The organism is Mesorhizobium sp. M7A.F.Ca.AU.002.02.1.1 (assembly GCF_003998535.1).
In the GTDB taxonomy this organism is placed as follows: domain Bacteria; phylum Pseudomonadota; class Alphaproteobacteria; order Rhizobiales; family Rhizobiaceae; genus Mesorhizobium; species Mesorhizobium ciceri.
This window is the reverse complement of sequence record NZ_RZPB01000012.1, coordinates 1-25,623: the sequence shown is the minus strand read 5'-3', so window position 1 is coordinate 25,623 and position 25,623 is coordinate 1. Positions and strand designations below refer to the sequence as shown.

General features: G+C 62.0%; 19 protein-coding genes and 2 pseudogenes. 17 read left to right on the top strand and 4 right to left on the bottom strand.

Annotated elements, in window-relative coordinates:
* The 6 genes and pseudogenes from EN879_RS01950 to EN879_RS01925 form a co-directional block, all read left to right on the top strand.
* Nucleotides 1-221, top strand: a pseudogene (locus tag EN879_RS01950) (ABC transporter permease); the annotation flags it as partial.
* Between the two features lie 3 nt (nucleotides 222-224).
* A complete protein-coding gene (locus EN879_RS01945) occupies nucleotides 225-1,160 on the top strand; it encodes an ABC transporter permease (protein WP_024505120.1) in 936 nt (311 codons plus the stop codon).
* Nucleotides 1,161-1,207: 47 nt separating this feature from the next.
* Nucleotides 1,208-2,014, top strand: a complete 807-nt coding sequence (locus EN879_RS01940) for a 4-pyridoxolactonase (RefSeq protein WP_013529871.1) — start codon at nucleotides 1,208-1,210, stop codon at nucleotides 2,012-2,014.
* 25 nt (nucleotides 2,015-2,039) lie between these two features.
* A complete protein-coding gene (locus EN879_RS01935; RefSeq protein ID WP_063168890.1) occupies nucleotides 2,040-3,218 on the top strand; it encodes an alanine--glyoxylate aminotransferase family protein in 1,179 nt (392 codons plus the stop codon).
* A 33-nt stretch (nucleotides 3,219-3,251) separates the two neighbouring features.
* Nucleotides 3,252-3,998, top strand: a complete 747-nt coding sequence (locus tag EN879_RS01930) for an SDR family NAD(P)-dependent oxidoreductase (protein WP_063168889.1) — start codon at nucleotides 3,252-3,254, stop codon at nucleotides 3,996-3,998.
* 124 nt (nucleotides 3,999-4,122) lie between these two features.
* Entirely contained in the window at nucleotides 4,123-4,959 is an 837-nt protein-coding gene (locus tag EN879_RS01925; protein WP_082826541.1) for a sulfite exporter TauE/SafE family protein, read from the top strand.
* A gap of 21 nt (nucleotides 4,960-4,980) precedes the next feature.
* On the opposite strand, the gene EN879_RS01920 is transcribed toward EN879_RS01925, so the two are convergent.
* From EN879_RS01920 to EN879_RS01905, 4 genes are all read right to left on the bottom strand, one after another.
* Nucleotides 4,981-6,330, bottom strand: a complete 1,350-nt coding sequence (locus EN879_RS01920; protein WP_013529875.1) for an HlyD family type I secretion periplasmic adaptor subunit — start codon at nucleotides 6,328-6,330, stop codon at nucleotides 4,981-4,983.
* Nucleotides 6,327-8,096, bottom strand: a complete 1,770-nt coding sequence (locus EN879_RS01915; protein WP_127273932.1) for a type I secretion system permease/ATPase — start codon at nucleotides 8,094-8,096, stop codon at nucleotides 6,327-6,329. Before EN879_RS01915 ends, EN879_RS01920 begins: the two co-directional genes overlap by 4 nt.
* Nucleotides 8,097-8,175: 79 nt before the next feature.
* On the bottom strand, nucleotides 8,176-11,721 hold the full coding sequence (locus EN879_RS01910) for a DUF5801 repeats-in-toxin domain-containing protein (protein ID WP_127273931.1): 3,546 nt from the start codon (nucleotides 11,719-11,721) through the stop codon (nucleotides 8,176-8,178).
* Nucleotides 11,722-12,038: 317 nt separating this feature from the next.
* Entirely contained in the window at nucleotides 12,039-12,542 is a 504-nt protein-coding gene (locus tag EN879_RS01905; protein WP_032809607.1) for a response regulator transcription factor, read from the bottom strand.
* A gap of 844 nt (nucleotides 12,543-13,386) precedes the next feature.
* On the opposite strand from EN879_RS01905, the gene EN879_RS01900 reads away from it, so the two are divergent.
* The 11 genes and pseudogenes from EN879_RS01900 to EN879_RS01850 all read left to right on the top strand — a co-directional run.
* Entirely contained in the window at nucleotides 13,387-14,643 is a 1,257-nt protein-coding gene (locus EN879_RS01900; RefSeq protein WP_013529879.1) for an aminomethyltransferase family protein, read from the top strand.
* Between the two features lie 143 nt (nucleotides 14,644-14,786).
* Nucleotides 14,787-15,680, top strand: coding sequence for a methylenetetrahydrofolate reductase (locus tag EN879_RS01895; RefSeq protein ID WP_013529880.1), 894 nt, complete (start codon nucleotides 14,787-14,789; stop codon nucleotides 15,678-15,680).
* Nucleotides 15,677-16,543, top strand: coding sequence for a formyltetrahydrofolate deformylase (gene purU / locus EN879_RS01890; protein WP_013529881.1), 867 nt, complete (start codon nucleotides 15,677-15,679; stop codon nucleotides 16,541-16,543). The genes EN879_RS01895 and purU overlap by 4 nt, the downstream gene beginning before the upstream one ends.
* A 55-nt stretch (nucleotides 16,544-16,598) precedes the next feature.
* Nucleotides 16,599-17,804 carry an aminotransferase class V-fold PLP-dependent enzyme gene (locus tag EN879_RS01885; RefSeq protein WP_063168886.1) on the top strand — a complete coding sequence of 402 codons (1,206 nt, stop codon included), beginning with the start codon at nucleotides 16,599-16,601 and terminating at the stop codon, nucleotides 17,802-17,804.
* Between the two features lie 13 nt (nucleotides 17,805-17,817).
* Nucleotides 17,818-18,777 (top strand): D-glycerate dehydrogenase, encoded by a 960-nt coding sequence (locus tag EN879_RS01880; RefSeq protein ID WP_063168885.1) that lies wholly within the window; start codon nucleotides 17,818-17,820, stop codon nucleotides 18,775-18,777.
* Between the two features lie 78 nt (nucleotides 18,778-18,855).
* Nucleotides 18,856-20,130 carry a serine hydroxymethyltransferase gene (glyA, locus tag EN879_RS01875; RefSeq protein WP_013529884.1) on the top strand — a complete coding sequence of 425 codons (1,275 nt, stop codon included), beginning with the start codon at nucleotides 18,856-18,858 and terminating at the stop codon, nucleotides 20,128-20,130.
* Between the two features lie 319 nt (nucleotides 20,131-20,449).
* Nucleotides 20,450-21,637 (top strand): porin, encoded by a 1,188-nt coding sequence (locus EN879_RS01870; protein WP_063168884.1) that lies wholly within the window; start codon nucleotides 20,450-20,452, stop codon nucleotides 21,635-21,637.
* Between the two features lie 456 nt (nucleotides 21,638-22,093).
* The gene (locus tag EN879_RS01865; protein WP_013529886.1) at nucleotides 22,094-22,885 is read left to right on the top strand and encodes an AraC family transcriptional regulator; all 792 of its coding nucleotides are present in this window, start codon (nucleotides 22,094-22,096) and stop codon (nucleotides 22,883-22,885) included.
* 308 nt (nucleotides 22,886-23,193) lie between these two features.
* Nucleotides 23,194-23,385: pseudogene (locus EN879_RS01860) on the top strand (aromatic ring-hydroxylating dioxygenase subunit alpha); the annotation flags it as partial.
* Between the two features lie 379 nt (nucleotides 23,386-23,764).
* Nucleotides 23,765-24,784, top strand: coding sequence for a BMP family protein (locus EN879_RS01855; protein ID WP_013529887.1), 1,020 nt, complete (start codon nucleotides 23,765-23,767; stop codon nucleotides 24,782-24,784).
* A 32-nt stretch (nucleotides 24,785-24,816) separates the two neighbouring features.
* On the top strand, nucleotides 24,817-25,623 hold an 807-nt coding region (locus tag EN879_RS01850), incomplete at its 3' end, for an ATP-binding cassette domain-containing protein (protein WP_127273930.1).

Sequence of the window (25,623 nt, the reverse complement as noted above, 5' to 3'; positions counted from 1 at the left end):
GGCTTGCCGTGATACCCGCCGTGTTTCTCGCCCGTATGAACGGCTTTGCGGCCATCGGCTTCGTGTTCCTGCTTTCGGTGCTTTCGATCGGCGGCGAGAGCGCGGCGCGCCGGCTCGGCGTGCCCAATCATTTCACGCTGGTGCTGGTTTCCATCGTGCTGATCGTGCTCGCGCTCGCCGAATATTTCGATCACCGATACAACCAGTCGCGGAGGGCCTAGGGCATGACCGGGCTCTTCAGCGAGGTCTTTCTCAGCGCGCTGCTGTTCGGCGCCGTCACCGCAGCGATCCCGCTGCTGCTTGCCGGGCTCGGCGAGCAGATCTCCGAGAAGGCTGGCGTGCTCAATATCGGCATCGAAGGCATGATGCTGGCCGGCGCCTATCTCGGCTTTGTCGGCGCTTTCTATTCCGGGTCGCTGTGGCTGGGCTTTCTCACCGGCGCCGCCGGGGGTGCTGCGGTGGCGCTTGTCATGGCGCTGCTTTGCGTGCGCATCGGGCTCAACCAGATCGTCATCGGCATCGCGCTGACCTTGGGGCTGGAAGGCCTGACGGCGCTGCTCCACCATTTCCAGTTCTCGCGCAGCTATCCGCGCCTGCCGGCGGCGGATGCGACTGTCATTCCGCTGCTTTCGGACCTTCCGGTCATCGGGCCTGCATTCTTCAAGCATCATCTGATCGTCTATCTGGCGGTCGCGCTGGTTTTCGGCATGGGCTACATCTACCGGCGCACGCAGTTGGGCCTCAATTTGCAGGCGGCAGGCGACAAGCCGGCCGCGCTCGATGTCGCCGGCATCGATGTCGTGCGGACCCGCACCATCGCCGTGCTGACGACCGGAGCGCTGGCCGGGCTCGGGGGCGCGTATCTCGCCAATGTCGGGGCCGGCCTGTTCATTCCGTTCATCACCAATGGCGCGGGCTTTCTCGGCATCGTGCTGGCCATGCTGGCGCGCGGTCGCCCGATCTGGGTGCTGTTCGGCGCGTTGCTGTTCGGTGTCTGCCTGTCGCTGACGACGGCCATGCAAGTGGCCGGCATCAACATACCGACCGACATCATCCAGATGCTGCCGTTCCTGGCGGTGATGATCATGCTGGTGCTGTTCGGCCGGCGCGCCAGCCTGCCGGCGGCGCTCGGCATTCCATATGAGCGCGGCGCGCGCTGAGGACAATTCATGCGCGGACGGGACCCGCGCCAATAAAGGAGGCAAGAATGTCGGATACCAAGGTCTACCTGCTCGACGGCGGCTCGCTCGTTCTCGACGGATATCATGTGTTCTGGAACCGCGGCCCTGGCGGCGAAGTGCGCTTCCCGGTCTATTCGATCCTGATCGAACATGCCGAGGGCCGGTTCCTCATCGACACCGGCTACGACTACGATCACGTGATGAAGGTGCTGCCGTTCGAAAAGCCGATCCAGGAAAAGCACCAGACCATCCCAGGCGCCCTGGCGCTGCTCGGCCTCGAACCGAAGGACATCGACGTCGTCGTCAATTCGCATTTCCACTTCGATCATTGCGGCGGCAACAAGTATTTTCCGCACGCCAAGAAGATCTGCCACCGGACCGAGGTGCCGCAGGCCTGCAATCCCGAACCTTTCGAGCATCTCGGCTATTCCGATCTGAGTTTTTCGGCGGAGGCTGCCGAAGCGCGTGGCGCGACCGGGCAATTGCTTGCGGGAACGACACGGGCGAATTCGACCTTTGAAGGCATTGATGGCGACGTCGAGCTTGCCAGGGGCGTCCGGCTGATCTCGACGCCCGGCCATTCGATCGGCCATTACAGCCTGCTGGTCGAGTTCCCCAAGCGCAAGCCGATCATGTTCACGATCGATGCGGCCTATACGCAGAAGAGCCTCGAGACGCTGTGCCAGGCGGCCTTCCACATCGATCCGGTGGCGGGCGTCAATTCGATGCGCAAGGTGAAGAAACTCGCCGAAGACCATGGCGCCGAGCTGATGTACTCGCACGACATGGACAACTTCAAGACCTACAAGACCGGCACGCAATTCTACGGCTGACCGCCGCCAATCCGGAGACAAGACGATGCGCTATCTCGAACACGCCGATCCGGTCATCACCCTGACCGCGGGACCGGTGAACGCCTATGCCGAAGTGCTGCGCGGTCTCGGCCGCACGGTGCTCTACGACTACGACCCGGCGTTCCAGCTTTTCTATGAGGGTGTGGTCGACAAGGCGCAAAAGGCGATGCGGCTGTCGAACAAGCCGGTCATCCTGCATGGCGAGCCGGTGCTTGGCCTGGAGGCCGCCGCGGCCTCGCTGATCACGCCGGACGATGTCGTGCTCAACCTTGCCTCCGGCGTTTACGGCAAGGGGTTCGGCTATTGGGCGAAGCGCTATTCGCCACATCTGCTCGAGATCGAGGTGCCCTACAACGAGGCGATAGATCCGCAGGCGGTCGAGGCAATGCTGAAGGCGCACCCGGAGATCACCGTCGTTTCCGTCTGCCACCACGACACGCCGTCCGGCACCATCAATCCGATCGACGCCATCGGCGCGCTGGTCTCAGCGCATGGCGGCTATCTCATCGTCGACGCCGTCTCGTCCTTTGGCGGCATGCAGACGCACCCGGAGGACTGCAAGGCCGATATCTATGTCACCGGCCCGAACAAATGCCTGGGCGCGCCTCCCGGCCTGACGATGATGGGCGTCAGCGAGCGGGCCTGGGCCAAGATGAAGAGCAACGAGGCAGCCCCCCGCGCGTCGATGCTGAGCATCGTCGATTGGGAGCATGCGTGGTCGCGGGATAAGCCGTTTCCGTTCACGCCGTCGGTCTCGGAGATCAACGGGCTCGATGTCGCGCTCGACCTCTATCTCAATGAGGGGCCGGAGGCGGTATGGGCGCGCCACGCGCTCACCGCCAAGGCCATGCGCGCGGGCATTGCTGCGATGGGCCTGTCGATCTGGGCGGCCAGCGACAGCATCGCGTCGCCGACCACGACCGCTGTCCGCACGCCCGAAGGTGTCGACGAGAAGGCGCTTCGCCAGGCTGCCCGCGCCCGTTACGGGGTGGTGTTTTCGTCTGGCCGCGGCGAGACCTTGGGCAAGCTGACGCGCATCGGCCATATGGGTCCGACCGCCCAGCCGATCTATGCGATCGCGGCGCTGACGGCACTTGGCGGCGCCATGAACGCGGCCGGCCAGAAACTGGCGATCGGCAGGGGTATCGACGCGGCGCTGGCCGTGATCGACGCCGACGCCTGAACAGATATCACCACGGATTGAGGGAGCATTTTCATGACTGAACGGCTTGCGGGGAAGACGGCCCTGGTTACGGGCGCTGCGCAGGGTATCGGCAAGGCGATCGCCGCGCGGCTCGCCGCCGACGGGGCAATCGTCATCGTCAGCGACATCAATGCCAAAGGCGCCAAGGCGGCGGCCGCGGCAATAGGCGGAAGGGCGAGGGCGATTGCCGCCGACATTTCCGATCCGGCCTCCGTCAAGGCACTCTTCGCCGAAATCCAGACCCTGACCGGGGGCATCGACATCCTGGTCAACAATGCCAGCATCGTGCCGTTCGTCGCCTGGGACGATGTCGATCTCGACCATTGGCGCAAGATCATCGACGTCAATTTGACAGGCACCTTCATCGTCAGCCGCGCCGGCACGGACCAGATGCGTGCGGCAGGCAAAGCTGGGCGGGTGATCAGCATCGCATCCAACACCTTCTTTGCCGGCACGCCGAACATGGCGGCCTATGTCGCAGCCAAGGGTGGCGTCATAGGCTTCACCAGGGCGCTCGCCACCGAACTCGGCAAATACAACATCACCGCCAATGCGGTGACGCCCGGCCTGGTCGAGAGCGACGGCGTCAAGGCGAGCCCGCACAATGAGGCGTTCGGCTTCGTCGAGATGCTTCAGGCGATGAAAGGCAAGGGGCAGCCGGAACATATCGCCGATGTGGTCTCGTTCCTGGCCTCCGACGATGCGCGCTGGATCACCGGCCAGACGCTCAATGTCGACGCCGGGATGGTGCGCCACTAAAGCATTCCGCACCCCAAACCCCTGTACGCTTTCGGGCGATCTGCACCCAGGTCGCGACGGGCGGACAGGCGCGGCCAAAAATGTATCCGCAAGGCCGCAGTCGGCCAATCAAGGAAAAATCACAGTGGACTTCGGATTCGACACGTCGGTTTTCGACGGGCTGACGATTGCAATGCTGGTCGCCGGTCTGGCCATGACCGGAATGGCCTCCGGCGTGCTCGCCGGTCTGCTGGGGGTCGGCGGCGGCATCGTCATCGTCCCGGTGCTGTTCTGGGTGCTTAGCCTGTTCCACTTTTCGCCTGCTGTGATCAGCCATCTGGCTGTCGCGACGTCGCTTGCGGTCATCATCCCCACCTCGATCTCGTCAATGCGGTCGCACAACAGGCGCGGCAATGTCGATCGGCCTCTGCTCACTCTGTGGGGACCGGCCGTTTTCGTGAGTGCCCTGATCGGTGGCATCACGTCGAAGTTCATCCCGGGCGCCGGCTTGCGGCTGGTTTTCGGCGTCGTCGGCCTGCTGGTGGCCCTCAACATGGCGTTGCCGAAGCACTTCGTGATCTCCGATCACCTGCCGCAAAGCGGCTGGATCAACCGCGCGATCGCCTCTGTCATCGGCTTTGTCTCTTCGCTCATGGGAATCGGTGGCGGCACGCTCTCGGTGCCGACGCTTTCCAGCTTTTCCTTTCCTGTGCACCGGGCCGTCGGCACATCGTCGGCGCTTGGCCTGCTTATTGCGCTTCCGGCAGTGGCCGGCTTCATCTGGTCGGGTCTCGCAATTGCAGGCAGGCCTCCGCTCAGCCTGGGTTACGTCAGCCTGCCGGCGGTTGCCATCATAGCGCCCGTGAGCTTCCTGTTCGCACCCTTGGGCGCAAGGCTCGCCCACGCGCTCAACCCGCGCTACCTGAAACTTGCCTTTGCATTCTTCCTGGCGATCACGGCCGGGCGAATGCTGCTGTCTTGAATTTCGCTGGGCGGCGTACGGCTATTTTTCCCGCATGGCCCGGCGGAAGTTCTGCGTGATCGGCTCGGCGAGATAAGAGAGAACGGTGCGAGCCCCCGTCCGGATCATCGTCTCGCTCGACATGCCGGGCAGCAGCTTGCGGCCCTCCAGCTTGCCGAGTTCGCTTTTGTCGATCACAACCGTCGCGGCGAAATACGGTGCGCCGCTGCGCTCCTCAACCATGCGGTCAGCCGACACGATCTCCACGACACCCTCGAGCGGCGGCAGGTTGTAGCGGGCGAAGGCCGGGAAGCTGACACGCGCGGGCTGTCCGGGTGCGATCGTCTCGACATCCTCCGGTTTGACCATGGCTTCGACCACGAGTTGTTGTCCGAGCGGTACGATCGTCATCAATGTATCGCCGGGTTTCACGACACCGCCCGCGGTGTGGACCTTCAGATCCATGACGATGCCGTCAACCGGTGCGACGACATCGGTACGGGTAAGCACGTCCCTGGCGGCACGCTCCTCCTGTCTCAGGTCGAACAGTTCCGCCTCGACCTTGCTCAACTCATCGACGGACTCGTTGAGCCGCACCGTATCGAGGTTCAGGATCTGCATGTCGATCTCGGCCATGGCGCTTCTGGCGCGGGCGATTGCGGCGATATTGGTGGCGCGCTCGCCCTCGATCTCCTGCTGCTGTCGTCTGAGCAACAGGTTCCGCTCGCGGGTGGTCAGCCCCTTCTTGAGCAGACTCTCGAGGTCTTTGGTTTCACCCTCGATCGCCTCGATCTGTTTGTCCTTGGTGACGATAAGCTCTTCCAGTCCCTTTATCTCCTCCTCGGTCTGGTGGCGGCGCTGGCTGAGGATTTCCTGCTCGTCCGCCAGATTGTGGTGTTTCGCCGCGAACACGTCGCGCTGTGCGGACACCGCGTCCTTTGCGGCGGTGGCGGGGTTGGCGAGCAACGCCGGATCGAACTCGATCTCGGCCCTGCCGTCACGCTCGGCCCTGAGACGCGCGGCCAGCGCCTCACGCGTTGCTATCCGGTTCTGGATCAGGTCGAGCTGCGCCTTTGCCTGCGTGTCGTCGAGCCGGACGAGGATCTTGCCGGCCTTGACGACATCACCGTTGGCTGCGTTCAACTCCGCGATGATGCCGCCCTCGAGGTGCTGGATCAGCTTGCGGTCGCCGGCGACCTTGATAACGCCCGGCGCCACAGCGGCGCTGTCCAACGGTGCCAGGGCCGCCCAACCTCCCGCGACGCCGAAGAACAGGAACATGATCGCGAACCCGGTGCAGGTCACGCCTGTGAGACGCAGCGGCATCGGTTGCAGCAGGGAGGGCGGCGGAAGGGGCAGCGGCACGACGTTCAATTCCGGGGGGCGGCTCATGCTTCCTTGACCTCTTTGGTTTCCTTGACCACTTCGAGGGCAGGCAACTGGGCAGCCTTGGGCAGATGGGCCACCTTGCTGACGCGGCTGGCGAGTTCGTTGAAGACATGGTCGCGCGGCCCGAAGAGATCTTGCTGACCCCTGTTGAGGACCAGTATCTTGTCTACCTTCTCCAAGATGTTGGCGCGGTGCGCGATCAGGATAACGGTTGTGTTCGTCGCCTTGGCCACGCCGAGAGCGGCAATCAATGCCTCCTCGCCCTCCCTGTCGAGGTTGGAATTGGGTTCGTCGAGGATAAGCAGCGTGGGGTCGCCGTAGAGTGCCCGCGCCAGCCCGATGCGTTGGCGCTGCCCGCCCGACAGTATCGCACCCGCCTCGCCGATCTCGGTGCCGTAGGCCTTCGGCAGCCCCTTGATGAGTTCGTGGACGCCGGCCAACTGCGCTGCCTTGATCACGTGCTGGAAGACCGCCGGATTGACCGTCGCAAAGCGGGCGATGTTGTCGGATACGGTGCCGGCGAAGAGTTCGATGTCCTGCGGCAAATAGCCGACATAACGGCCACGGTCTTCCGCCGCCCATTGGGCAACATCCGTTCCGTCCAGCAAGGCACGCCCCCCCGACGGGCGCCAGGCACCGGCAAGTATGCGCGCCAGGCTCGTCTTGCCGGCCCCGCTCGGACCGATCAGGGCCATCGCTTCACCCGGCTCGAGACGGAAGCTGATGCCTTTCAGGATGTGCTCGCCACCCTGTCGGGCAAGCACAAGGTTGTCGGCCTCAAACCTGCCTTTCGGACGGGGCAGTGGCAGGACCGGTGTGGCTTCCCGGTGCTGTCCGGCGACCGCGGTGAGGCGTTTGTAAGCGGCACGCGCTCCCACCGTCGCCTTCCATGTGCCGATCGCTTGCTCGACCGGTGACAAGGCGCGACCCATCAGGATCGAGGCGGAGATCATGATGCCGGGTGAAGCCTCGTTGCGAAGAACCAGATAGGCGCCGAGGCCGAGTATGGCCATTTGCAGGGCCAGCCGGTGACAACGCGCGATAGCCGCGATGACGCCGCCACGGTTGGCGGCAAGAACCTGTCCCTTGTTGGCCTCGTCCTGTTGGGCCTTCCAGCCTTCCAGCAATGGCTTCAACATGCCCATCGCCTGGACGACCTCGGCGTTGCGGATCGCCGCCTCGGCTTGCACATAGGCCCGCGACTGTGCGCTTGCGGCCTCGGTCAACGGCTGGCGTGTGAGGTATTCGTTGAGCAGCGCCAAAGCAAACAGCACGATCCCGCCGCAAAGCGCCAACCAGCCCAGCCATGGGTGCATGAAGAATATGGCAACGAAGAACAACGGTGCCCAAGGCGCGTCGAGGATCGGGAAGATGCTGGGGCTGGTGAAGAAGTTGCGCACTTGATCCAGGTCGCGCAGCGGACGGGCGTTGGCTTGGCCTGGCGCCGAGGCGGCATATTCCACCGATGCGGTCAGGAGAACCGGTGCCAATCGCGCGTTCATCCACGATCCGACGGTAGCCAGCAGGCGCCCGCGCACCACCTCAAGCCCCGCCATTGCCGCGAGCGCCCCTGCCGCCATCAGCGACAGCATCACCAGCGTCTCCAGGCTGTGGCTGGACAACACGCGGTGGTAGACTTGGAGCATGTAGAGCGCTCCGGTCAGCATCAGCACGTTGATGCCGCCGCTGAACCAGACAAGCGGCCGGATGGCACGTCTGGCCTCTTTCATCACCACCTGCAGGGCAGGGGGCTGTTGTTTGGTTTTCATCGTTATTTCTCTGGTGTGCGGGATGACATCTCGTGCGGGAAGGTTGGGGGCAGCATTGGCTGCCCCCCGTTGGCCAGTGTCAGGCGACGTCGACAAGTATGTGCTGCATCGCTGTCTGGTCCGCGTCCGCGTCCGCCACTTTGAAGGCGAAGTCGAGGTGGGCATCCGGCGTCTGGGTCGAGGTCGAGGTGAAGCCGATGTCCGTGATCTTCAGCACGTCGTTGTCGGTGGGGTCGAAATTCACCAGGTTGGTGGTCGCATCGCTGCCGCCACCGGCGCCGGTCGTCGGGTTCAGGTTGATTGCCGTGTTGTTGCCGGTGATGCCGTTGCCCGACTGCATGATCTGGACACCCTGCAACACGAAGTGCTCGCCGGCCGCGTTGTAGTCGTTCTGCTCGATGATCACGAGGCCGTCATTGTTGTCGAGCGTGAACTCGCCGCTGTACGGGGCCGGGACGTGACCCATCTTGAAGATGTCGGCATTCTGCACGTACATCGCCCTCGTAATCGAGACATCGTCGAGCGTCGACGCCGTGCCCTTGTCGTCGATCAGGTTGAGGATCAGCATCAGATCCTCGCTGTTGCCGATGCCATCGAACTTGATGGCCATGGTGCCGGCGGTCGCTGTCGGCTGGGTAGCCTCGTTCTGACTGTTGATACCGACGTTGCTGTCGAAGAACCGCAATGTGAGCAGTTCGCCTTTCTGGATCGTGTCACCGGCGACACCGTTGGTGCTCTGCGTCGCGGATACCCAGCTTTCATTGGCGTTGCTCACCATCTCGTGACCACCTAGGGTGAAGGTGGCGTCGCCGGATGACCCCTCGCCATTGGCTGTCAAGCTGAACGGGTTGGCTTTGTTGATCAAGTTGCCCGTGAACTGCACGTAGAAGTTTTCGTTAGCCGGCGTATTCGGATCATCAGCCTGCAATTTTTCCAGCACGATCTGTGGGTGGCCCGTATTGCCGAGGGGCTCCTTGGACAAGAGTTGGCTGGTGTGGATAACGTCGAAGCTGAAGCCTTCGAGAGGGTCGGTCAGGTGGATGGTATAAGTATCGGCAATCTTGTCGAAGACGAGGGTGCCGCCCGCCGTCCCGGTCTGGGTGCCAGCCGCCGGATCCTTGTCGTAGGTGAAAGTGAAGTTGAACGTCGCGGAGGTAAGGCTCTCCGACGCCAGCGTCACCTCCGAGGTGAGAATGTTACCACCGCCGCCGCCGGTGATCGTGCCGGTGAGCCCGATCTGGACGCCGGCAAGCGCGCCATTCTGGTCGACAAAGTCAGAACCACTCGCATAGAACGCGGCCGGATGAGCATCCGCGCCGATGTCGTACCCGAAGGCTCCGGTGGCCGACGCGTTGAGTGTGTTGGCCAGAGTCTCGGGGGTCCCGATACCGTTGCCGGCGTTCTGGTCACCGTCGAACGGCACTGTGATCGTCGGCGCATCATCCTTGAAGACGAGGCTTGTACCGATGTTGACACTGTCCGAGGCCTGGTCGCCGTCACCGTCGGTGATGATCGCCGTCAAGGTTACGAGATCATCGGCTGCCAGCGATGTTTGCTGATCCGGTCCGGTGTCGGGCGAGTGTATGACGGCACGTGCCTGATCGAGCGTCACGGTCCCGTCAACAGCCACGCTCACCGTGAACACAATATCGCCAGCGGCTGAACCGGCACGACCGACCACCTCGCCGCCTTCGACGAAAAGCAGGACGGACAGGCCGGTCAAGGTGTCAGTGAGGCCGCTAACGTTCGTAACCTGATTGATGCCGAGCGCATAGCTGATAGCGTCACTATCCGCGCCGGCGTTTGGGGTGAAAACGGTCGCGAAATCCGCACTGTTGGCACCCAAGTTGGACTCGTCGACGGTCAGCGTCGGCTCGGTGCCGGTGGTCGAGATGCTCGGGCCATCATCCTTGAAGTTGAGGTTCTGGCCGATGTCGAGGCTGGCCGACAGGTGGTCGCCATCCTTGTCGGTGACGGTCGCGGTGAGCGTGACCAGATTGTCGGCGGCCAGGCTGGTGCTGTCGTCGGGGTTGCTGGCGTCGGCATGGACCACCGCCCGGAGCTGGTCGAGGGTTACGGCGCCGGCGGCGCTGACGGAGACGGTGAATACGAGGTCGTTGGAGCCGATGGTGTGGCCTTCGACGACGCTGCCATTGAGCGAGAGGATGACCGCCTGACCGGTCGCCGTGTCGATCAGACCCGAAGGGCCTGCCACGACGCCCAGTGCGTAGGTCAGCGTGCCGGCCCCGTCGGCGCCGAAGCCCGAACTGAAGTTGGCGGCAAAGCTCTGCGTGTCGTTGGTGGTAAGAACCGACTCGTCGACGGTCAGCGTCGGCTCGGCGCCGGTGGTCGAGATGCTCGGGCCATCATCGTCGAAGTTGATGTGGGAGCCGACCTCTTCGCTATAGGCGTTGGTGCTCGTCGCCGAGAAATGGAACTCGGAGATGTCGCACCCCTCGTTTGCATCGACCCCTTTGACCGTCAGCCGATCCATTGGGCTGCCGGTGGTGATATCGACGGTGGTGGTGTTGTCGAGCCCGGTGATGGTGACGGCGTTTCCGGTCCCGCTGAGCCCGGTGACGGTGATGTTGCCGCTGCCGGTCGCATAGGTGCCATCGACAGTGATGACGGACGCAAACCCCGATGTACCCGTCAACTTGATGCCGGTGATATCCACGGGGCTGGTCGTGGTGCCGTCAAAGAAGTTCGTGCCTTGGTCGTTGCCCGTATTGTTGAAGGCGCTGACGGTGACGTCCACACGCGCAGTCGGAGTGGAAGGTGTGATCTGGCTGATCGTGAACCCGGCCTGCGTGATGGTCTCGATGTGGTTGCCGTACTGGATTTGCGACGCACTCCCTGCGTTCAGGGTACCGCCGGTGACAAAATCGACCTGCAGCGTTTCGTTCGGATTGATGCTCTGGTTGTTGATGCCGAAGCCCTGTTCGCTGACGTTGGCACTGCCACCGTTCAAACCGATTACCAGCAGCTGCTTGGAAGCGTCATTGGCCGAATTGATCAGATAGAAATCATTGTTGCCGGGCGCGGCGGCTGAGCCCAGAAAACTAGCCACGGAGGTGCCGGTGACCGACGCGAACACCTTGTTGGTCAAACCGATACGATCGTCCGGATTGGTCGCGTCCGGATTGAGCAACGGCACATACTCGACCGTGTACAGGTCCGCATTGGTGGCGCTGGTGCTGACCAGCCCAAACGAGAAAGCGAGCGGGCCGGTTGCGGCCGGTGCGGCCGACGGGTCAGAGGTGCCGATGACACCGATTACGACGTTTGCATGGGGCGGGTCTGCGTCTTTGAACAGCCAGACATAATTGCCATCGACCGTCTGAATGCCGCTGTTGACGCCGACGGTGGTGGAAAACGGGGTTCCGGTGAGATTCTGGGAGAGAACGACCGAGGTGATGGTTTCTCCCGCACTCGCCGAGGCCACGACGAAGTTGGCCTGGAAGGCGACCTCCGGCGAGGTCAGCCCACCCGGATCGTCGAGACTTAGGAGATATTGCACCGTGGGGTTGGTATCGTAAGGCGGAATGGCCGGATTGATATCATCGTCCGTAAATCCGGTGGTCTCGTCGAGGACGATGTCCTGGGTCAAGATGTCGAGTGCCATGGAGATTCTCCTTGGTTCAAAATTCTCTCTGGAAAAGGGATGCAGCCCCTAATGCCGGAAATGCACCTACCCCGGTGCAGCCGGTCGCATACTGAAATGCGCCCCTCCAATTTCATTGTGCCGCCGGCGCAGAGGGCGCGTCCATTCCCGCTTCGATAGTATTGCGGTCAATGTCCGCACCTGATCGAACGATATATATCCTTCGATAGGTCAGGTTGACGGGCGCTGCGGGGAGGTCGCGCAGGCACGCGCCAGATGCCGCCAGACGGCTCTGCGGCCGTTGCCGTGCGTACAATGTCGGTGCGAGTGGAGAGTGTTCAGAGCAGGCCGGTTCGGCCCATTCCCGGACGCTCGGCGGCTTTGCCGTGCGTCATCCAGGCCAGTTCCGCCCGGCCGCCTAGGTGCAACTTCTCGTAGACGTGATGCAGGTGCATCTTCACCGTGCCTTCGGATAAATGCAGCCGCTGCGCGATGGTCTTGTTGCGCAGCCCGCGCGAGACGAGATCGGCGATTTCGGTCTCCCGCCCGGTCAGCCGGGACATTGGCTGCGGCTGCGAGCCGGGCATCAGCAGCTGCTGGACGATCTTGTTGTCGATCCACTTCTTGCCCGCCGCCACCGCATTCACGCATTCGATGAGAAAGCGGTGGCTGATGCCGTCCAGAAACAGGCCATCGACGTCGAGCGTCTGTATTTCCCTGACATCGAGCCTGCCGGTTGGCTGCACGATGAAGATGATGCCGAGAGCGCTGTTGCCGGCCTTCAGCCGTGAGGAAAGACCTGATGTCTGCTGATCCGCGAGATCCACGCCTACGATGACCATATCAGGCTGATGGCGCTCCACATGAGCGAGAACGTCCACAGGGCGGCGACACTGGGCGACAACATCGTGTCCAGCCTTCTGCAACACCCATTCCAGACCGGCGAGATATACCCCCCGCGGGTCCGCGACAACCACTGTTGACATGCGAACACCGTCCGTAAAAAACGCAACGAACTTGGTTAAATACCCGTAAAATCAGGAAACCAGAGCCCACATCGATTGTCAAGGAATAGCTAATATACATATTGCTATAATCTACGACGGACCGGCGGGCTCCCTCGCAGCGTAGCAGGCCGGCTGACGATTCTGCGGAGGCGATGCTGGACTTGGTTGAAATGCCAGCGTTTCGATTGCACGTGGATCCGCGGAATCGAAGTCGAAATCGCCGGACGTCTCACCGCACTCCTGGGTGAGAAATTTGCTAGCGCCAGCGCGCTACCGCCTTTCCCCCCACGCGTCGAGCTGCCAATTCAGGCTTCGATGCTACGGCTGAACGGGCCGAGCTTGTGCGGTGAGACGGCGTTACCTGGTCGACCGCAAGCGAGCATTTGCCGGTGAAGGCTGACAGCGAAAGCAATCCGACGGCGGCTTCAAATATTCAGGTTGAACTGCGGGTATGCCGTCGGCAACCGGGGGCATTCCGAAAAACGCTGCGAAGTGAAAGTCTCACCCAAGATACGGATGAGGCAAGAGACATCTGACTGAGCGGGTTGCTGCTCGCAGGAAGCCGTCCCTGCGGTCTGCGCTTGGATGGTTTCGTTTCCATGGCGCGAGGTGCGCTGTTCTTCACCCGTTGTCGTCGAATGTCGCAGCAAAGTGCCTTGCGACTGGGAGGAGACCTGGAATGAACGACATCAAATTCACGTCCGGCCTGAGCGTGGTGGCAGATGCCCATGTCGCCTTTCGCGGCACGCCCTTCGTCGAACGGACGGCGCCACTGAACCAGAACGCACTCTGGATGCGCTGGGACAGGAACATGGTCGTCGATTGCTACTCCGATATGGTCGAGGAACTGGCGGCTATCCGCAACAGGGTGGCCATGGGCGACATGTCACCACTGTCGAAATATGTCATTGCCGGTCCGGATGCCGAGAGGATGATGGATGCGCTCATCCCGCGCGACATCAAGAAGCTGCAGGTCGGCCAGATCTACTATGCACCGTGGTGCGACGAGAACGGCCATGTCGTCGGCGACGGTCTGGTTTTCCGCATGGACGAAACCACCTTCCGCGTTTCCGCCGATCCCGGCCTTTCCTGGTGGAAGCAGCATGCCGAAGGCCTCGACGTCCGTGTCACCGACATATCCGATAGCTACGGCATCCTCACCTTGCAGGGACCGCGTTCCCGCGAAGTGCTGGAGGCTGTCACCCAGTCCGTGCAGGAATTGCCGTTCTCTCGCTTGGCCATCGTCACAATTGCCGGCAGACGGGTCGAGATCCTGCGCCAGGGTTTTACCGGCGAGCATGGCTATGAATTGTGGGTCAAGGCGGATGACGGCGCCGCCGTGTGGGACGCGGTCGAGGCGGCAGGCAAGCCTTTTGGCATCCTTCCTGCCGGCGCCTGGGCGCTCGACATAGCACGTCTCGAAGCCGGGCTGCTGATCGTTGGCTACGACTATACAAGTGCCGGCCCAGACCATGGCGGCGCCAGCATTCAGGCAGCTGGAAAGTATCGTGCGTCGCCCTTCGACCTCGGCCTGGGCCGGCTGGTCGACTTTCGCAAGGCCGATTTCATCGGCAAGGCGGCGCTGCAGCGCATGTCGAACACGGGTGACCATCGCCAGCTCGTCGGGCTCGACATCGACTGGTCGCAAGCCCTCGACGGCAAGGGGCTTGAGAGCAATGCGCCCGGAAATCTGCGGCGCGTGCAGTGGTATCCGCTGAAAGCCTTTCGCGGCGGGAAGGAAGTTGGGCACGCCAGCAGCGTCGCCTGGTCACCTTCGACCGGCAGGATGATCGGCTTCGGCCATCTGCGGCGTGAGGCCGCCGAGACCGGCACCGAGCTCACGCTGAAGTGGAACAAGGATGGCGTGGCGGCCGATGTCAGGGCGCGTGTCGTGGGGCTGCCGTTCCTGTCGCTCAAACGCGCCGCCAACGGGTAGCGAAACGCTGTTTCAGAACTGAGAGTCCTGTCGTTGCATCCTCCCGTGACGACAAGCCGGGCAGCTGGTCTGCCCGGCTCCCATTGCCGCGGCCTACGGTGCCGCGAAATCGTGAAGCTGGTCGGGAGAGACCTGGAAAGATCATGAACGACATGCGCCAAGAGCTTATCCAGACGCGAGGTTCGGCTACATTTGTGTTCGACGCGGAGGTGTCGATCGAACTGGCACCGGCGCAGGCACGCACCTTTGCGCCACCAGCCGACTGCTTCCCGCTTGGCTCGCGCGTCTTTCTTACTCACCTTCCCGGCAAGCCCGAGGCTTTGCAAATCGAAGCAGCGCGCCGGATCAAGGAGTTGGGCTTTGTGCCGGTGCCACATCTGGGCGCGCGGAACTTCAATTCGGAGCAGGACTATGTCGATCTTGTCACCGCCCACAGTCGAAACGGGATAAGCGAAGCGCTCTTTCTTGGCGGCAATCCGGCTCTCTTTCCGGGGCCGTTGGGAGAGGCAACCCAGTTGCTCGCCCATCCCGTGGTCAAAGACAGTGCGATACGAACCGCCTTCGTTGCCGGCTATCCGGAAGGGCATCCAAGCATCGTCGAAGCCGTGCTGACGGACGCATTGCGGCGCAAGCTCGACATCTGTGCCGAGCGGTCGCTGGAAGCCAGGGTCGTATCGCAATTCGCCTTCGATGGCGACATGATCGCCGCCTGGGCGAGCAGTCTGCATACGGCGCATCCCGGGCTGCCGGTTCATGTTGGTCTGGCCGGTGTGACCAGCCTTACCAAACTCATCCGGTTCGCCATGATGTGCGGTGTCGGCCCTTCGATCGCGGCGCTGCGGCGTTCCGCCAGCGGCCTCTTCAACATCGTGGCCGACCGGAACCCAGCCGAGATCTTACAAACCATGGCGGCAAGCTACCCGGCGCCGACCGCGCCACTACACCTCCATTTCTTCCCATTCGGCGGATGGGAAAAGACGCTTGCCTGGTTCGCCGATTATCGCGAGGCGTGCTGGCCGCGGGTCAACGAACGATGAATTGTGCAGCGCTTCGACTGTCGTTCATTCTGACGCTGTCCTGCGAAGACCAGGCCGGGATCGTAGCGGCAGTGACGACCGAACTCGCCAACCTTGGCACGAACATTGCTGAAAGCAGCCAGCATTGGGACAGGGCCTCGAACCGTTTCTTCATGCGCATTGCCTTTTCGGCGCCCGCCTGGGTGTCTGCCGATGCCATCACCAAGGGACTTGCGCCTGTGGTGGATCGCTTCGGCCTGAGCAGCCGCCTGCTTGAGCGGAGCCGTCGGCCGAAAATCGTCATCATGGTCTCGAAGTTTGACCATGCATTGCTTCACCTCATCTACCAGATCCGTGTTGGCTGGCTCGAAGCCGAGGTCGCAGCGATCATCTCCAACCACGAAGACAGCCGCGAAACTGCGGCATGGGCTGGCATTCCCTACCACGTCTTGCCCATCTCGAAGGAGAACAAGCAGGAACAGGAAGGCCGGATACTGGCGGTGATCGAGGACGTCGGCGCCGACCTCGTCGTCCTGGCTCGCTACATGCAAGTGTATTCCGACGACCTCGCGGGGCGCCTGTTCGGCAAGGTCATCAACATCCACCATTCGTTCCTGCCAAGCTTCAAGGGCGCGCGGCCGTATCACCAGGCTTTCGAGCACGGAGTGAAGCTGATCGGCGCCACGGCTCACTATGTGACCGCCCAACTCGACGAGGGGCCGATCATCGAGCAGGAAACCGAGCGGGTAACGCATTCCATGAGCGTCGAGGATTTTATCGCGGCCGGCCGTGACATCGAAAGCCGCGTTCTGGCGCGTGCGATCAAACGGCACCTCGAAGCCCGCGTGATGATCAACGGACGAAAAACGGTTGTGTTCGCGTAAGGCGGCAACACCGACCCGTGTGTGGCGATGCTCATATCAACAGGAGAACCAGATCATGAAAAATGGAACGGCGCATCTCTTTATCCCGGGTCCGACCAACATTCCCGACGCTGTGCGGCGGGCCATGAACGTGCCGATGCAGGATATGCGCGCACCGGATTTTCCGGAACTGGTGCTGCCCTTGTTTCGCGACCTGAAGCAGATCTTCAAGACCGAAACCGGCAGCGTCTTCATCTTTCCGGGCTCAGGCACCGGCGCCTGGGAAGCGGCAATCTCCAACACGCTCAGCCGCGGCGACCGGGTGCTGATGTCGCGCTTCGGCCAGTTCTCGCACCTGTGGGTCGACATGGCCGAGCGCCTTGGACTTGAGGTCGATTGCATCGATGTCGAATGGGGTGAGGGGGTTCCGCTCGACGCCTATCGGCAACGGCTGGGCGACGACAAGGGCAGCAAGATCAAGGCGGTATTCGCCACCCACAACGAGACCGCGACCGGCGTGACGTCCGACGTCGCCGGCGTGCGTGCCGCGCTCGACGAAACGGCTCACGATGCGCTGCTGTTCGTCGACGGCGTCAGTTCGATCGGCTCGATCGATTTCCGGATGGACGAATGGGGCGTCGACCTCGCCATCACCGGTTCGCAGAAAGGGCTGATGCTGCCTGCCGGTCTCGGCATCCTGGCGGTGAGCGCCAAGGGTCTGGAAGCGCACAAGCAGTCGCGCATGGAGCGTTGCTATTTCAGCTTCGAGGATATGCAGGCTTCGTCCAAGACCGGCTTCTTCCCCTATACGCCGCCAACGCAGTTGCTGCTTGGCCTGAGAGCCAGCCTCGACCTTATCTTTGCCGAGGGACTGGAGCAGATTTTTGCCCGGCACCACCGGCTCGCCGAAGGTGTGCGCCGCGGCGTGCATGCGTGGGGACTAAAGCTCTGCGCCAACGAGGAAAAATGGTGGTCGGATACGGTTTCGGCGATCGTCGTCCCCGAGGATGTCGATGCCAGACAGGTCATCGCCAACGGATATTCCAGATATCGCACATCCTTCGGCGCGGGCCTCAGCAAGGTGGCTGGCCGCGTGTTCCGCATCGGCCATCTCGGCGACCTCAACGAGGTCATGTGCCTCGCCGCCCTGGCCTCGGCGGAAATGTCGTTACGCGACGCCGGAGCCCGAATCGAGGCCGGCTCCGGTGTTGCCGCTGCGCAGGAATGGTACCGCGCCGAGATCGGCCGGACCTTGCAGCCGCGGCACGAACGCGCGGCTTGAGAGGATCGTAGCCATGAGCAAACCGAAGGTAATCGTTACCCGGCGCTGGCCGCATGAGGTCGAACAGCGCCTTGGCGACCATTTCGATGTCACGCTGAATGAAGCCGATCGGCCCTATGAGCAACAAGAGCTTCGCCAGGCCCTGCTGCTTGCCGATGCCGTGCTGCCGACCGTAACCGATCGGCTTGGCGCGGATCTCTTTGCAGGCGGGGTCAGGGCAAGAATACTTGGCAATTTCGGTGTCGGCTTCAACCACATCGACATTGCCGCCGCCAGCGCAGCAGGGCTGATCGTCACCAACACGCCCGCCGTGTTGACCGATGCCACCGCCGATCTCGCCATGACGCTGCTTTTGATGTGCGCGCGCCGTGCCGGAGAGGGCGAGCGCGAGCTGCGCTCCGGCAAATGGACCGGCTGGCGGCCGACGCATCTCTGCGGCACCCAGGTCAGCGGCAAGACCGTCGGCATCATCGGCATGGGAAGGATCGGCCAGGCCATGGCCAGGCGCTGTCACTTCGGCTTCGGCATGGAGGTCGTCTTCTTCGACAGCCGGCCGGTTCCCCACCCCGGCATGCCGGCGCGGCAGCTGGCGACTGTGGACGAGGTGCTGGCGGCCTCGGATTTCGTGTCGCTGCATTGTCCGGGCGGTGGCGAAAACACCCGCCTCATCAACGAACGCCGTCTTGCCCGCATGAAGAAATCAGCCTTCCTGATCAACACCGCGCGTGGCGATGTGGTGGATGAGGACGCACTGGTCCAGGCGCTGCGTGAGCGTCGGATTACTGGTGCCGGGCTCGACGTGTTCGAGACGGAGCCGTCCGTGCCGCGCGCCTTGACGGAGCGTGAAGATGTCGTGCTGCTGCCCCATCTGGGTAGCGCCACCAGCGAAACGCGCATCGCAATGGGCATGCGGGTGATCGACAATCTGTCGGCCTTCTTCGAAGGCCGCACCCCGCCTGACGCAGTGAACTAGCTCCCCGTTTCAGTTCCAACACCAGGCATGGCGACGCCGAAAACCGTGTCCGCCTTTTGCCGCCAGGAGACGAGCAGAATGACCGGCTTTTTCCAGAGGAACCTCAAGCTCCAGGATGCGGTGGTCGCCGATGCGATTGCACGCGAGATGGGCCGGCAGCGGTCCGAAATCGAGCTGATCGCATCCGAAAATATCGTTTCGCCGGCTGTGCTGGAGGCACAAGGCTCGGTGATGACCAACAAATATGCCGAGGGCTATCCGGGGCACCGCTACTACGGCGGCTGCCAATATGTCGATCTGGCCGAAGCGGCTGCCATCGACAGGGCCTGCCGGCTGTTTGGCGCGGCGCACGCCAATGTGCAGCCGCATTCCGGCGCCCAGGCCAACGGCGCGGTGATGCTCGCCATGCTGAAGCCGGGCGACACCTTCATGGGTCTGTCGCTCGCCGCCGGCGGGCATCTGACGCACGGTGCCCGGCCGACACTGTCGGGAAAATGGTTCAACGCCGTGCAATACGGCGTGCGCCAGAGCGACTGCCTTATCGACTATGAGGAGCTGGAGGCCAAGGCGCGGGAAACACGGCCAAAGCTGATTATCGCGGGTGGATCGGCCTATCCGCGCATCATCGACTTCAAGCGCATCCGGGCGATCGCCGATGCCGTCGGCGCGCTGATGATGGTCGACATGGCGCATTTCGCCGGCCTGGTCGCCGGCGGCGTGCATCCCAACCCGGTCGAGGTCGCCGATATCGTCACCACCACGACGCACAAGACGCTGCGCGGCCCGCGCGGCGGTATGATCCTGACCAACAACCAGGACATCGCCAAGAAGCTGAATTCGGCGGTGTTCCCTGGCCTGCAGGGAGGCCCGCTGATGCATGTCATTGCTGCCAAGGCCGTTGCCCTGGGTGAAGCCTTGGAGGACGGGTTCAAGACCTATGCCCGGCAGATGGTGGCGAATGCCAGAAAGCTGGCCGCGACGCTTGGCGAGCGCGGATTCGACATTGTCTCCGGCGGAACCGATACGCATCTGCTGCTGGTCGACCTGCGCGGCAAGGGCCTGTCCGGCAAGGACGCGGAGGAGGCGTTGGGCAGGGCAGGGCTGACCTGCAACAAGAACGGCATTCCTTTCGATCCGGCGCCGCCTGCCGTCACCTCCGGTATACGGCTGGGCACACCGGCCGCCACCACGCGCGGTTTCGGCGAGGGCGAGTTTGCCCGTGTCGGCAATCTCATAGCCGACGTGCTGGATGCGGTCGGAACGCAATGGGGCGCCGAACAGGAGAAGGCGGCTCGGCGGTCGGTCGAGGAGCTTTGCGAGGCATTCCCGATCTACGAGCCCAGACCCGGTTGACCGTCCGGGGAGCGCGCCACAGGCAGATACATGGCTGCCGCGGACAGGGCATTAGCCACAGATATGGTTTTGCGTAGCAGCGCCATTCGTGACGAGTTGCGCCTGTCCTAACGTCATCGCGAAATCACCGCATACATCCACCGCCAAGTTTGTCGTCCGAGCCATTTTGCAAGCAATTTCCGTCGATTGACGGAAGTGGCGCCTTCGGCTGCGGACGGCAGGAGGAGCTTGGATCCATGGGTGCGGCGTTTTCCGGGGAGCGGGTTGCCAGCCTCGAAAGATACCCTGGCTTTTTTTGATCTTTTGAATGGAGAGGAAAATGAACATCAAGAGCCTTCTTTTCGGCTCAGCTGCGGCTCTGATCGCAGTTTCCGGTGCGCACGCCGCCGACGCCGTCGTTGTTGCCGAGCCGGAACCCGCTGAATACGTCAAGATCTGCGACGTCTACGGCGCTGGTTACTTCTACATCCCCGGCACCGAAACCTGCCTGCGCATCGGCGGCTATGTCCGCTACGACGTCGGCGTGGGTGATGCCGGTTCGTTCGATGGCGTCAATCACGTTCCTGACAGCATGGGCGAAGACGACCACTCGACCTACTGGAAGAATGCCCGCTTCAACCTGAAGACCTGGACCGGCCAGGAAACCGAACTCGGCACGTTGAAGACCTACACCGAGACCCGCTTCAACTTCGGCAACAGCTTCGGCGACTATGCCAACCAGGCCACGACCAACGACAGCCGCAACAACTGGCAGGCCCGCAACACGGGCATTACGCTGAACTTCGCCTGGATCCAGCTCGGTGGTCTGCGCGTCGGTAAGGACGACCCGGCCTTCGACACCTTCATCGGTTACGCCGGCAACGTCATCAACGACACGATCGTCCCCTATGGCGGCTTCGACAGCAACGTCGTCCAGTACTACTTCGACCTCGGCAACGGTTTGTCGGGCGTGGTTTCCCTCGAAGAAGGTAGCGGCAGCGCTGGCCCGACCGGCGTCCCGCCTTTCACGTACATCAGTTCGGGTTACGACACGATCGACAGCTATGTCCCGCATGTCGTCGGCGGCGTGAAGTACACGCAGGGCTGGGGCGCGATCACGGGCGTCGCTGCTTATGACAGCACCTTCGAAGAATATGCCGGCAAGGTTCGCTTGGACGTGAACGCTTCGAGCGCTCTGTCTCTGTTCTTGATGGCCGGCTACGGCACCGACAAGAACATCGACCGCAACTTCTATAAGCAGTGGGGCGGCAACTGGGCAGTCTGGGGAGGCGGCACCTACAAGTTCAACGAGAAGACCTCGTTCAATCTCCAGGTTTCCGCTGACGATGACAAGAATTACGGTGTCGCGGCAAACGTTGCCTACGATGTCGTCCCCGGCTTCACGGTCACGGCCGAAGTTGACTATAACCACGATGGCAAGTTTGGCCAGATTGACAACCGTAACTGGGTCGGCGCTACGAAAGAGAATAGCGTCGGCGGCCTCCTCCGCTTCCAGCGCGACTTCTAGCGGATTGTTGTAGCACTTCGCCGAAATATACGAATGCTCGCTGGGCAAGCCGGCCCAGTGAGCTCATCGGGTGGCTCCTCTCAAAATGCTTGAGTCCGTACCTCCAGGACCGAAGCGCGCCGCCGATGCGAAGGGCGCCTTTGACCAAGGCGCCCTTCATTCCGGCTATGTCCACCAGTGTGATCCCACCCGAGTGACGACGACTGGCCAGCGCGGCTCGACGTCGATCTCGACAAGCCGTTGACCAGCGAGCGTTCAAGGGCGGCCTCTCTGGCCTGGCGGATCGCCTCGGCTAGCCTGGGCCTGTGCGCGTGGAAGCATCGGTCTGCCGCCATGAGCAGGTTGATTGGCGGTATCTTGCGTCACGAGGCCATAGCTTCGACAATTGGAGACGCAGCCGGAACGCGGATCGACTTCATTTGCATGGCACCGGCAGTCTGACAGGGGGAAGCCGATATGCGCCTGCCACCGATCGACCTTAGCCGCGAGAACACCTTCGGCGAACTAACCTATGAGAATGGCGGCGACTACGGGCCGATCGGTGGCGACTATCTGGCCTTCATGCTTGTCCACGTCGGATCCCTGACGCTCGAGGCGGATGACAGCGTCCTGCAACTGGAGGCAGGACAATGTGCTCTGTCGCTCACGCGTGATCGCTACATGACGTCGGTGGCGCCGGAAACGCTGACCCATGTCAGCTGGTGCGATGGCCGGCCGCAGAACGCGGCGTGGCTGTACAAGGAGCGCGAGAAGTTCGCGCCGTTCATCGTCGCCTCGCCGATGGTCCACACCCTCATGCAGTTGGGTGTTGATCTTGGCCTCGGCGAGCGTGGCGGCCGCAGTGGTGTTCGCGAGTCGCTGACCAACGCCTTGCTCCACGCCTTCATCTACGAGGCCGAGGTGATCGAGGCGGAGCGGCCGATCCCGCAGACGATCCTGCAGGCACGCCGTTTCCTCGAAGAGAACTTTGCCGCCGATCTGTCGATCGAGCGGGTGGCGCAGCAGGTGCGCGTCAGTCCGCAATATCTGGTCTCGGCGTTCAAGAAACATCTCGGCATGACGCCGGCCAAATATCTGTGGCGTTGCCGCCTCGATTACGGCACGCATCTGCTGCAGCGGACAGGACTGTCGATCAGCGAGATCGCCTACCAGGTCGGCTACAAGAACCCCTATCATTTCTCGCGGCAGGTCAAGCTGGCGTTCGACTGTTCACCGACCGAGCTCAGAGAGCAGAAGCGCAACGCCTGATGGTTGCCCACGTGCCTCCGGGTGACGAGGCAAGCATTGCCTCCAGAACCGGGCGGGTGAACTGGCGATATGCTTTCCTCAAGAGCGGACATGGCGGTTTTCCAGGCACAAATGAATTGTCGGGCAATCAGGGTTGATCCGGCGTCAGGCAACGGACCGATGTCTTGCAACCTGGTTGCCGGTCGCGCCTTGGCCAGATCCGTTCGCCGACAACAGACATTCCAGGCTGGACAGCACCATGAGCAATTTCTCTCATCTCGATCCCGTTGCGCTCAACGACTGGCATGTCGTCGCCTGTGTCGAGGAGGCGATTTCATCAGACCATCCTGGGTCAGGACAAGCCGATCCTGGAGAATCAGGTTCCGAAGAGGCTGCCGCTGGATTCCCGTTCCGAGGTGCCGATCCGCGCCGACGCCGCGTCGGCCGCCTACCGCCGCTGGCTGCGCGAAAGGGGCCTGCGTTATGGCGTCGTGGCCGGCAACGGTATCGGCGCACACTAGAGCCGGATTATTTCAGGTCGAATCGACCTGAAATCGGAATCCGCCTCTAGATCAAAGAGATAGAGCATGATGTCTGGACAAACGGTTTCCGTTTGTCCGTGAAAACCGCTTCACACTTTTCGGCACTATGCTCTAGTCATGGGCGCATTTTCGGACATGATTAATTGTGGATATGCGCGAAAGAAATCGCAGCCATTGTTAGCCGACCTTCGCCGTGGAAGTTTCGGACCTAAGCCGGAAGACCGGCTGCCAACAACGCCATGGGGACGTTGTCCAGGCGATCGCCGCCTCCAAGTAGGCAACCGGAAAAGACAAGAACATCCGGATGACGACAGGGCGGCATTGGACAGTTCTCGGACTGGAATGAGAGGATCAAGCGATGACGAATACCATTACGCGACGCACGGCAATCCTGGGCACGGCGGGCGCCCTGCTTCTGTCGGGGCTTGTACGCTCATTCGCGGATGTCCCAAAGACGCTGAAACTGGCTGTTATCCTGCAGGACCTGCCTGACGTCGGCTGGGACCGGACACTGCTCGACGCGCTTGAGCAACTGAAACAGGAAAGGCCCGAGGGGCTGGAGATTGCATGGGAACATACCGATCCGCTGTACGGAGACGATGCTGAGAACGCCATGCGTTTCTACGCAGAGAGTGGTGAATACGACATCATCTGGGGCCATGGCACCTATTCGGACCAGGTCCAGAAGCTGAGTGTCGAGTTCCCCGACCTGATGTTTGTTGTCACCGGCTCCGGCAATCACCCAGCCGGGCCAAATCAATACTGGATCTACAAGCGGCTGCATGAGCCTTCCTACCTGCTTGGGATGCTGGCTGGCCATACCACCAAGACAGGCATGGTTGGCATCGTCGGCACCTTTCCAGCCAATGACGTCAACGACCAGATCAATGCGTTCTTCGAGGGTGCAAAGTCGATCAGGCCGGACATCCAGCATCGGCTTTCGTTCATCGGCTCGTGGTCCGACAATGCGCTGGCGGCTGAGCATGCCAATGTGCAGATCGCGGCCGGCGCCGACGTCGTTTTCATGCTGACCGACAATTTCAAGCCCTGCCAGGAGCACAAGATCATGTGCTTCGCCAACATCAACGACCAGAGCAAGGTCGCGCCCGACGCCATTGCGTCCAGCGCCATCATCAGCTGGAAGCCCGATCTCAACTGGATCATCGGCGAATGGCTGAAACACAAGGCCGGTGCGCAATTCAATGGCAACGCCGAACCGAAATGGTTTTCGATGGCCGAAGGCGGCACCGACATCGCACCCTATCATGATTTCGACGGCAAGATCCCGCAGGCGGTGAAGGGCGAAATATCTGCCAAGCGGCAGGAGATTCTTTCCGGCAAGTTTGTCGTTCCGCTCAACACCGCCGAGGTGAAGTAAGACACATCAACCAGGCAGCCCGGTGCGACCCAATGGAAGACCTGCTGAACGTTCAGAACCTTACCAAGCGATTTGGCAGCGTCATTGCCAATGACGGGGTTAATCTCGATATCCGCAAGGGTGAGATCCACTGCCTTTTCGGTGAAAACGGGGCAGGCAAGTCGACGCTGTCGTCCTGCCTCTACGGCTACTACAAAGCCGATAGCGGCGAGATACGCTTCAAGGGCGAGGTGGTGGAATTGAGCTCTCCCGCCGATGCCTTGCGGTTAGGCATCGGCATGGTTCACCAGCATTTCGTGCTGGTGTCGAACTTCACCGTGCTCGAAAACATCATCGTCGGCAGTGCCGATGTCGGGTTGCTGCTGAGGAAGGCCGATGCCCGCCGCAGGGTTCTCGGCCTCTGCAGGGACTGCGGCATCGACATCGACCTCGATCGCGAAATCTGGCAATTGTCGGTCGGTGAACAGCAATGGGTGGAAATCCTCAAAGCACTCTATTTCGGTGCCGAGCTGCTGATCCTGGACGAACCGACGGCGGTCCTGACGCCGCAGCAATCCGACCAGCTCTTCGTCATCCTTGATGGGATGCGCAAGCGTGGATTGTCGATTGTCCTGATCAGTCACAAGCTGCGCGAGGTGATGCAATCCGACAGGGTCACCATCCTGCGCAAAGGCAAGGTCGTCGCTACGGTGGACACCGCCAATACGACAGCCGAGGCGATTACCGCCCTCATGGTCGGGCACAAGGTGACGAAAAACGTCAGGGACAATTCCGTCACGCCGGCGGGAGAAATCCTCTCGGTCGAAAAGGTGTCGGCGGGTGGCGAATGGGGCGAGGAT

What these genes read in the sequence shown, in the direction of transcription:
- EN879_RS01885 (WP_063168886.1), top strand. Translation starts at nt 16,599, where the DNA reads ATGAAAAATGGAACGGCGCATCTCTTTATCCCGGGTCCGACCAACATT.
- EN879_RS01905 (WP_032809607.1), bottom strand. Translation starts at nt 12,542, where the DNA reads ATGGTCATCGTAGGCGTGGATCTCGCGGATCAGCAGACATCAGGTCTT.
- EN879_RS01920 (WP_013529875.1), bottom strand. Translation starts at nt 6,330, where the DNA reads ATGAGCCGCCCCCCGGAATTGAACGTCGTGCCGCTGCCCCTTCCGCCG.
- EN879_RS01895 (WP_013529880.1), top strand. Translation starts at nt 14,787, where the DNA reads ATGAACGACATGCGCCAAGAGCTTATCCAGACGCGAGGTTCGGCTACA.
- EN879_RS01930 (WP_063168889.1), top strand. Translation starts at nt 3,252, where the DNA reads ATGACTGAACGGCTTGCGGGGAAGACGGCCCTGGTTACGGGCGCTGCG.
- EN879_RS01855 (WP_013529887.1), top strand. Translation starts at nt 23,765, where the DNA reads ATGACGAATACCATTACGCGACGCACGGCAATCCTGGGCACGGCGGGC.
- EN879_RS01945 (WP_024505120.1), top strand. Translation starts at nt 225, where the DNA reads ATGACCGGGCTCTTCAGCGAGGTCTTTCTCAGCGCGCTGCTGTTCGGC.
- EN879_RS01870 (WP_063168884.1), top strand. Translation starts at nt 20,450, where the DNA reads ATGAACATCAAGAGCCTTCTTTTCGGCTCAGCTGCGGCTCTGATCGCA.
- EN879_RS01940 (WP_013529871.1), top strand. Translation starts at nt 1,208, where the DNA reads ATGTCGGATACCAAGGTCTACCTGCTCGACGGCGGCTCGCTCGTTCTC.
- EN879_RS01900 (WP_013529879.1), top strand. Translation starts at nt 13,387, where the DNA reads ATGAACGACATCAAATTCACGTCCGGCCTGAGCGTGGTGGCAGATGCC.
- purU (WP_013529881.1), top strand. Translation starts at nt 15,677, where the DNA reads ATGAATTGTGCAGCGCTTCGACTGTCGTTCATTCTGACGCTGTCCTGC.
- EN879_RS01910 (WP_127273931.1), bottom strand. Translation starts at nt 11,721, where the DNA reads ATGGCACTCGACATCTTGACCCAGGACATCGTCCTCGACGAGACCACC.
- EN879_RS01880 (WP_063168885.1), top strand. Translation starts at nt 17,818, where the DNA reads ATGAGCAAACCGAAGGTAATCGTTACCCGGCGCTGGCCGCATGAGGTC.
- EN879_RS01865 (WP_013529886.1), top strand. Translation starts at nt 22,094, where the DNA reads ATGCGCCTGCCACCGATCGACCTTAGCCGCGAGAACACCTTCGGCGAA.
- glyA (WP_013529884.1), top strand. Translation starts at nt 18,856, where the DNA reads ATGACCGGCTTTTTCCAGAGGAACCTCAAGCTCCAGGATGCGGTGGTC.
- EN879_RS01915 (WP_127273932.1), bottom strand. Translation starts at nt 8,096, where the DNA reads ATGAAAACCAAACAACAGCCCCCTGCCCTGCAGGTGGTGATGAAAGAG.
- EN879_RS01935 (WP_063168890.1), top strand. Translation starts at nt 2,040, where the DNA reads ATGCGCTATCTCGAACACGCCGATCCGGTCATCACCCTGACCGCGGGA.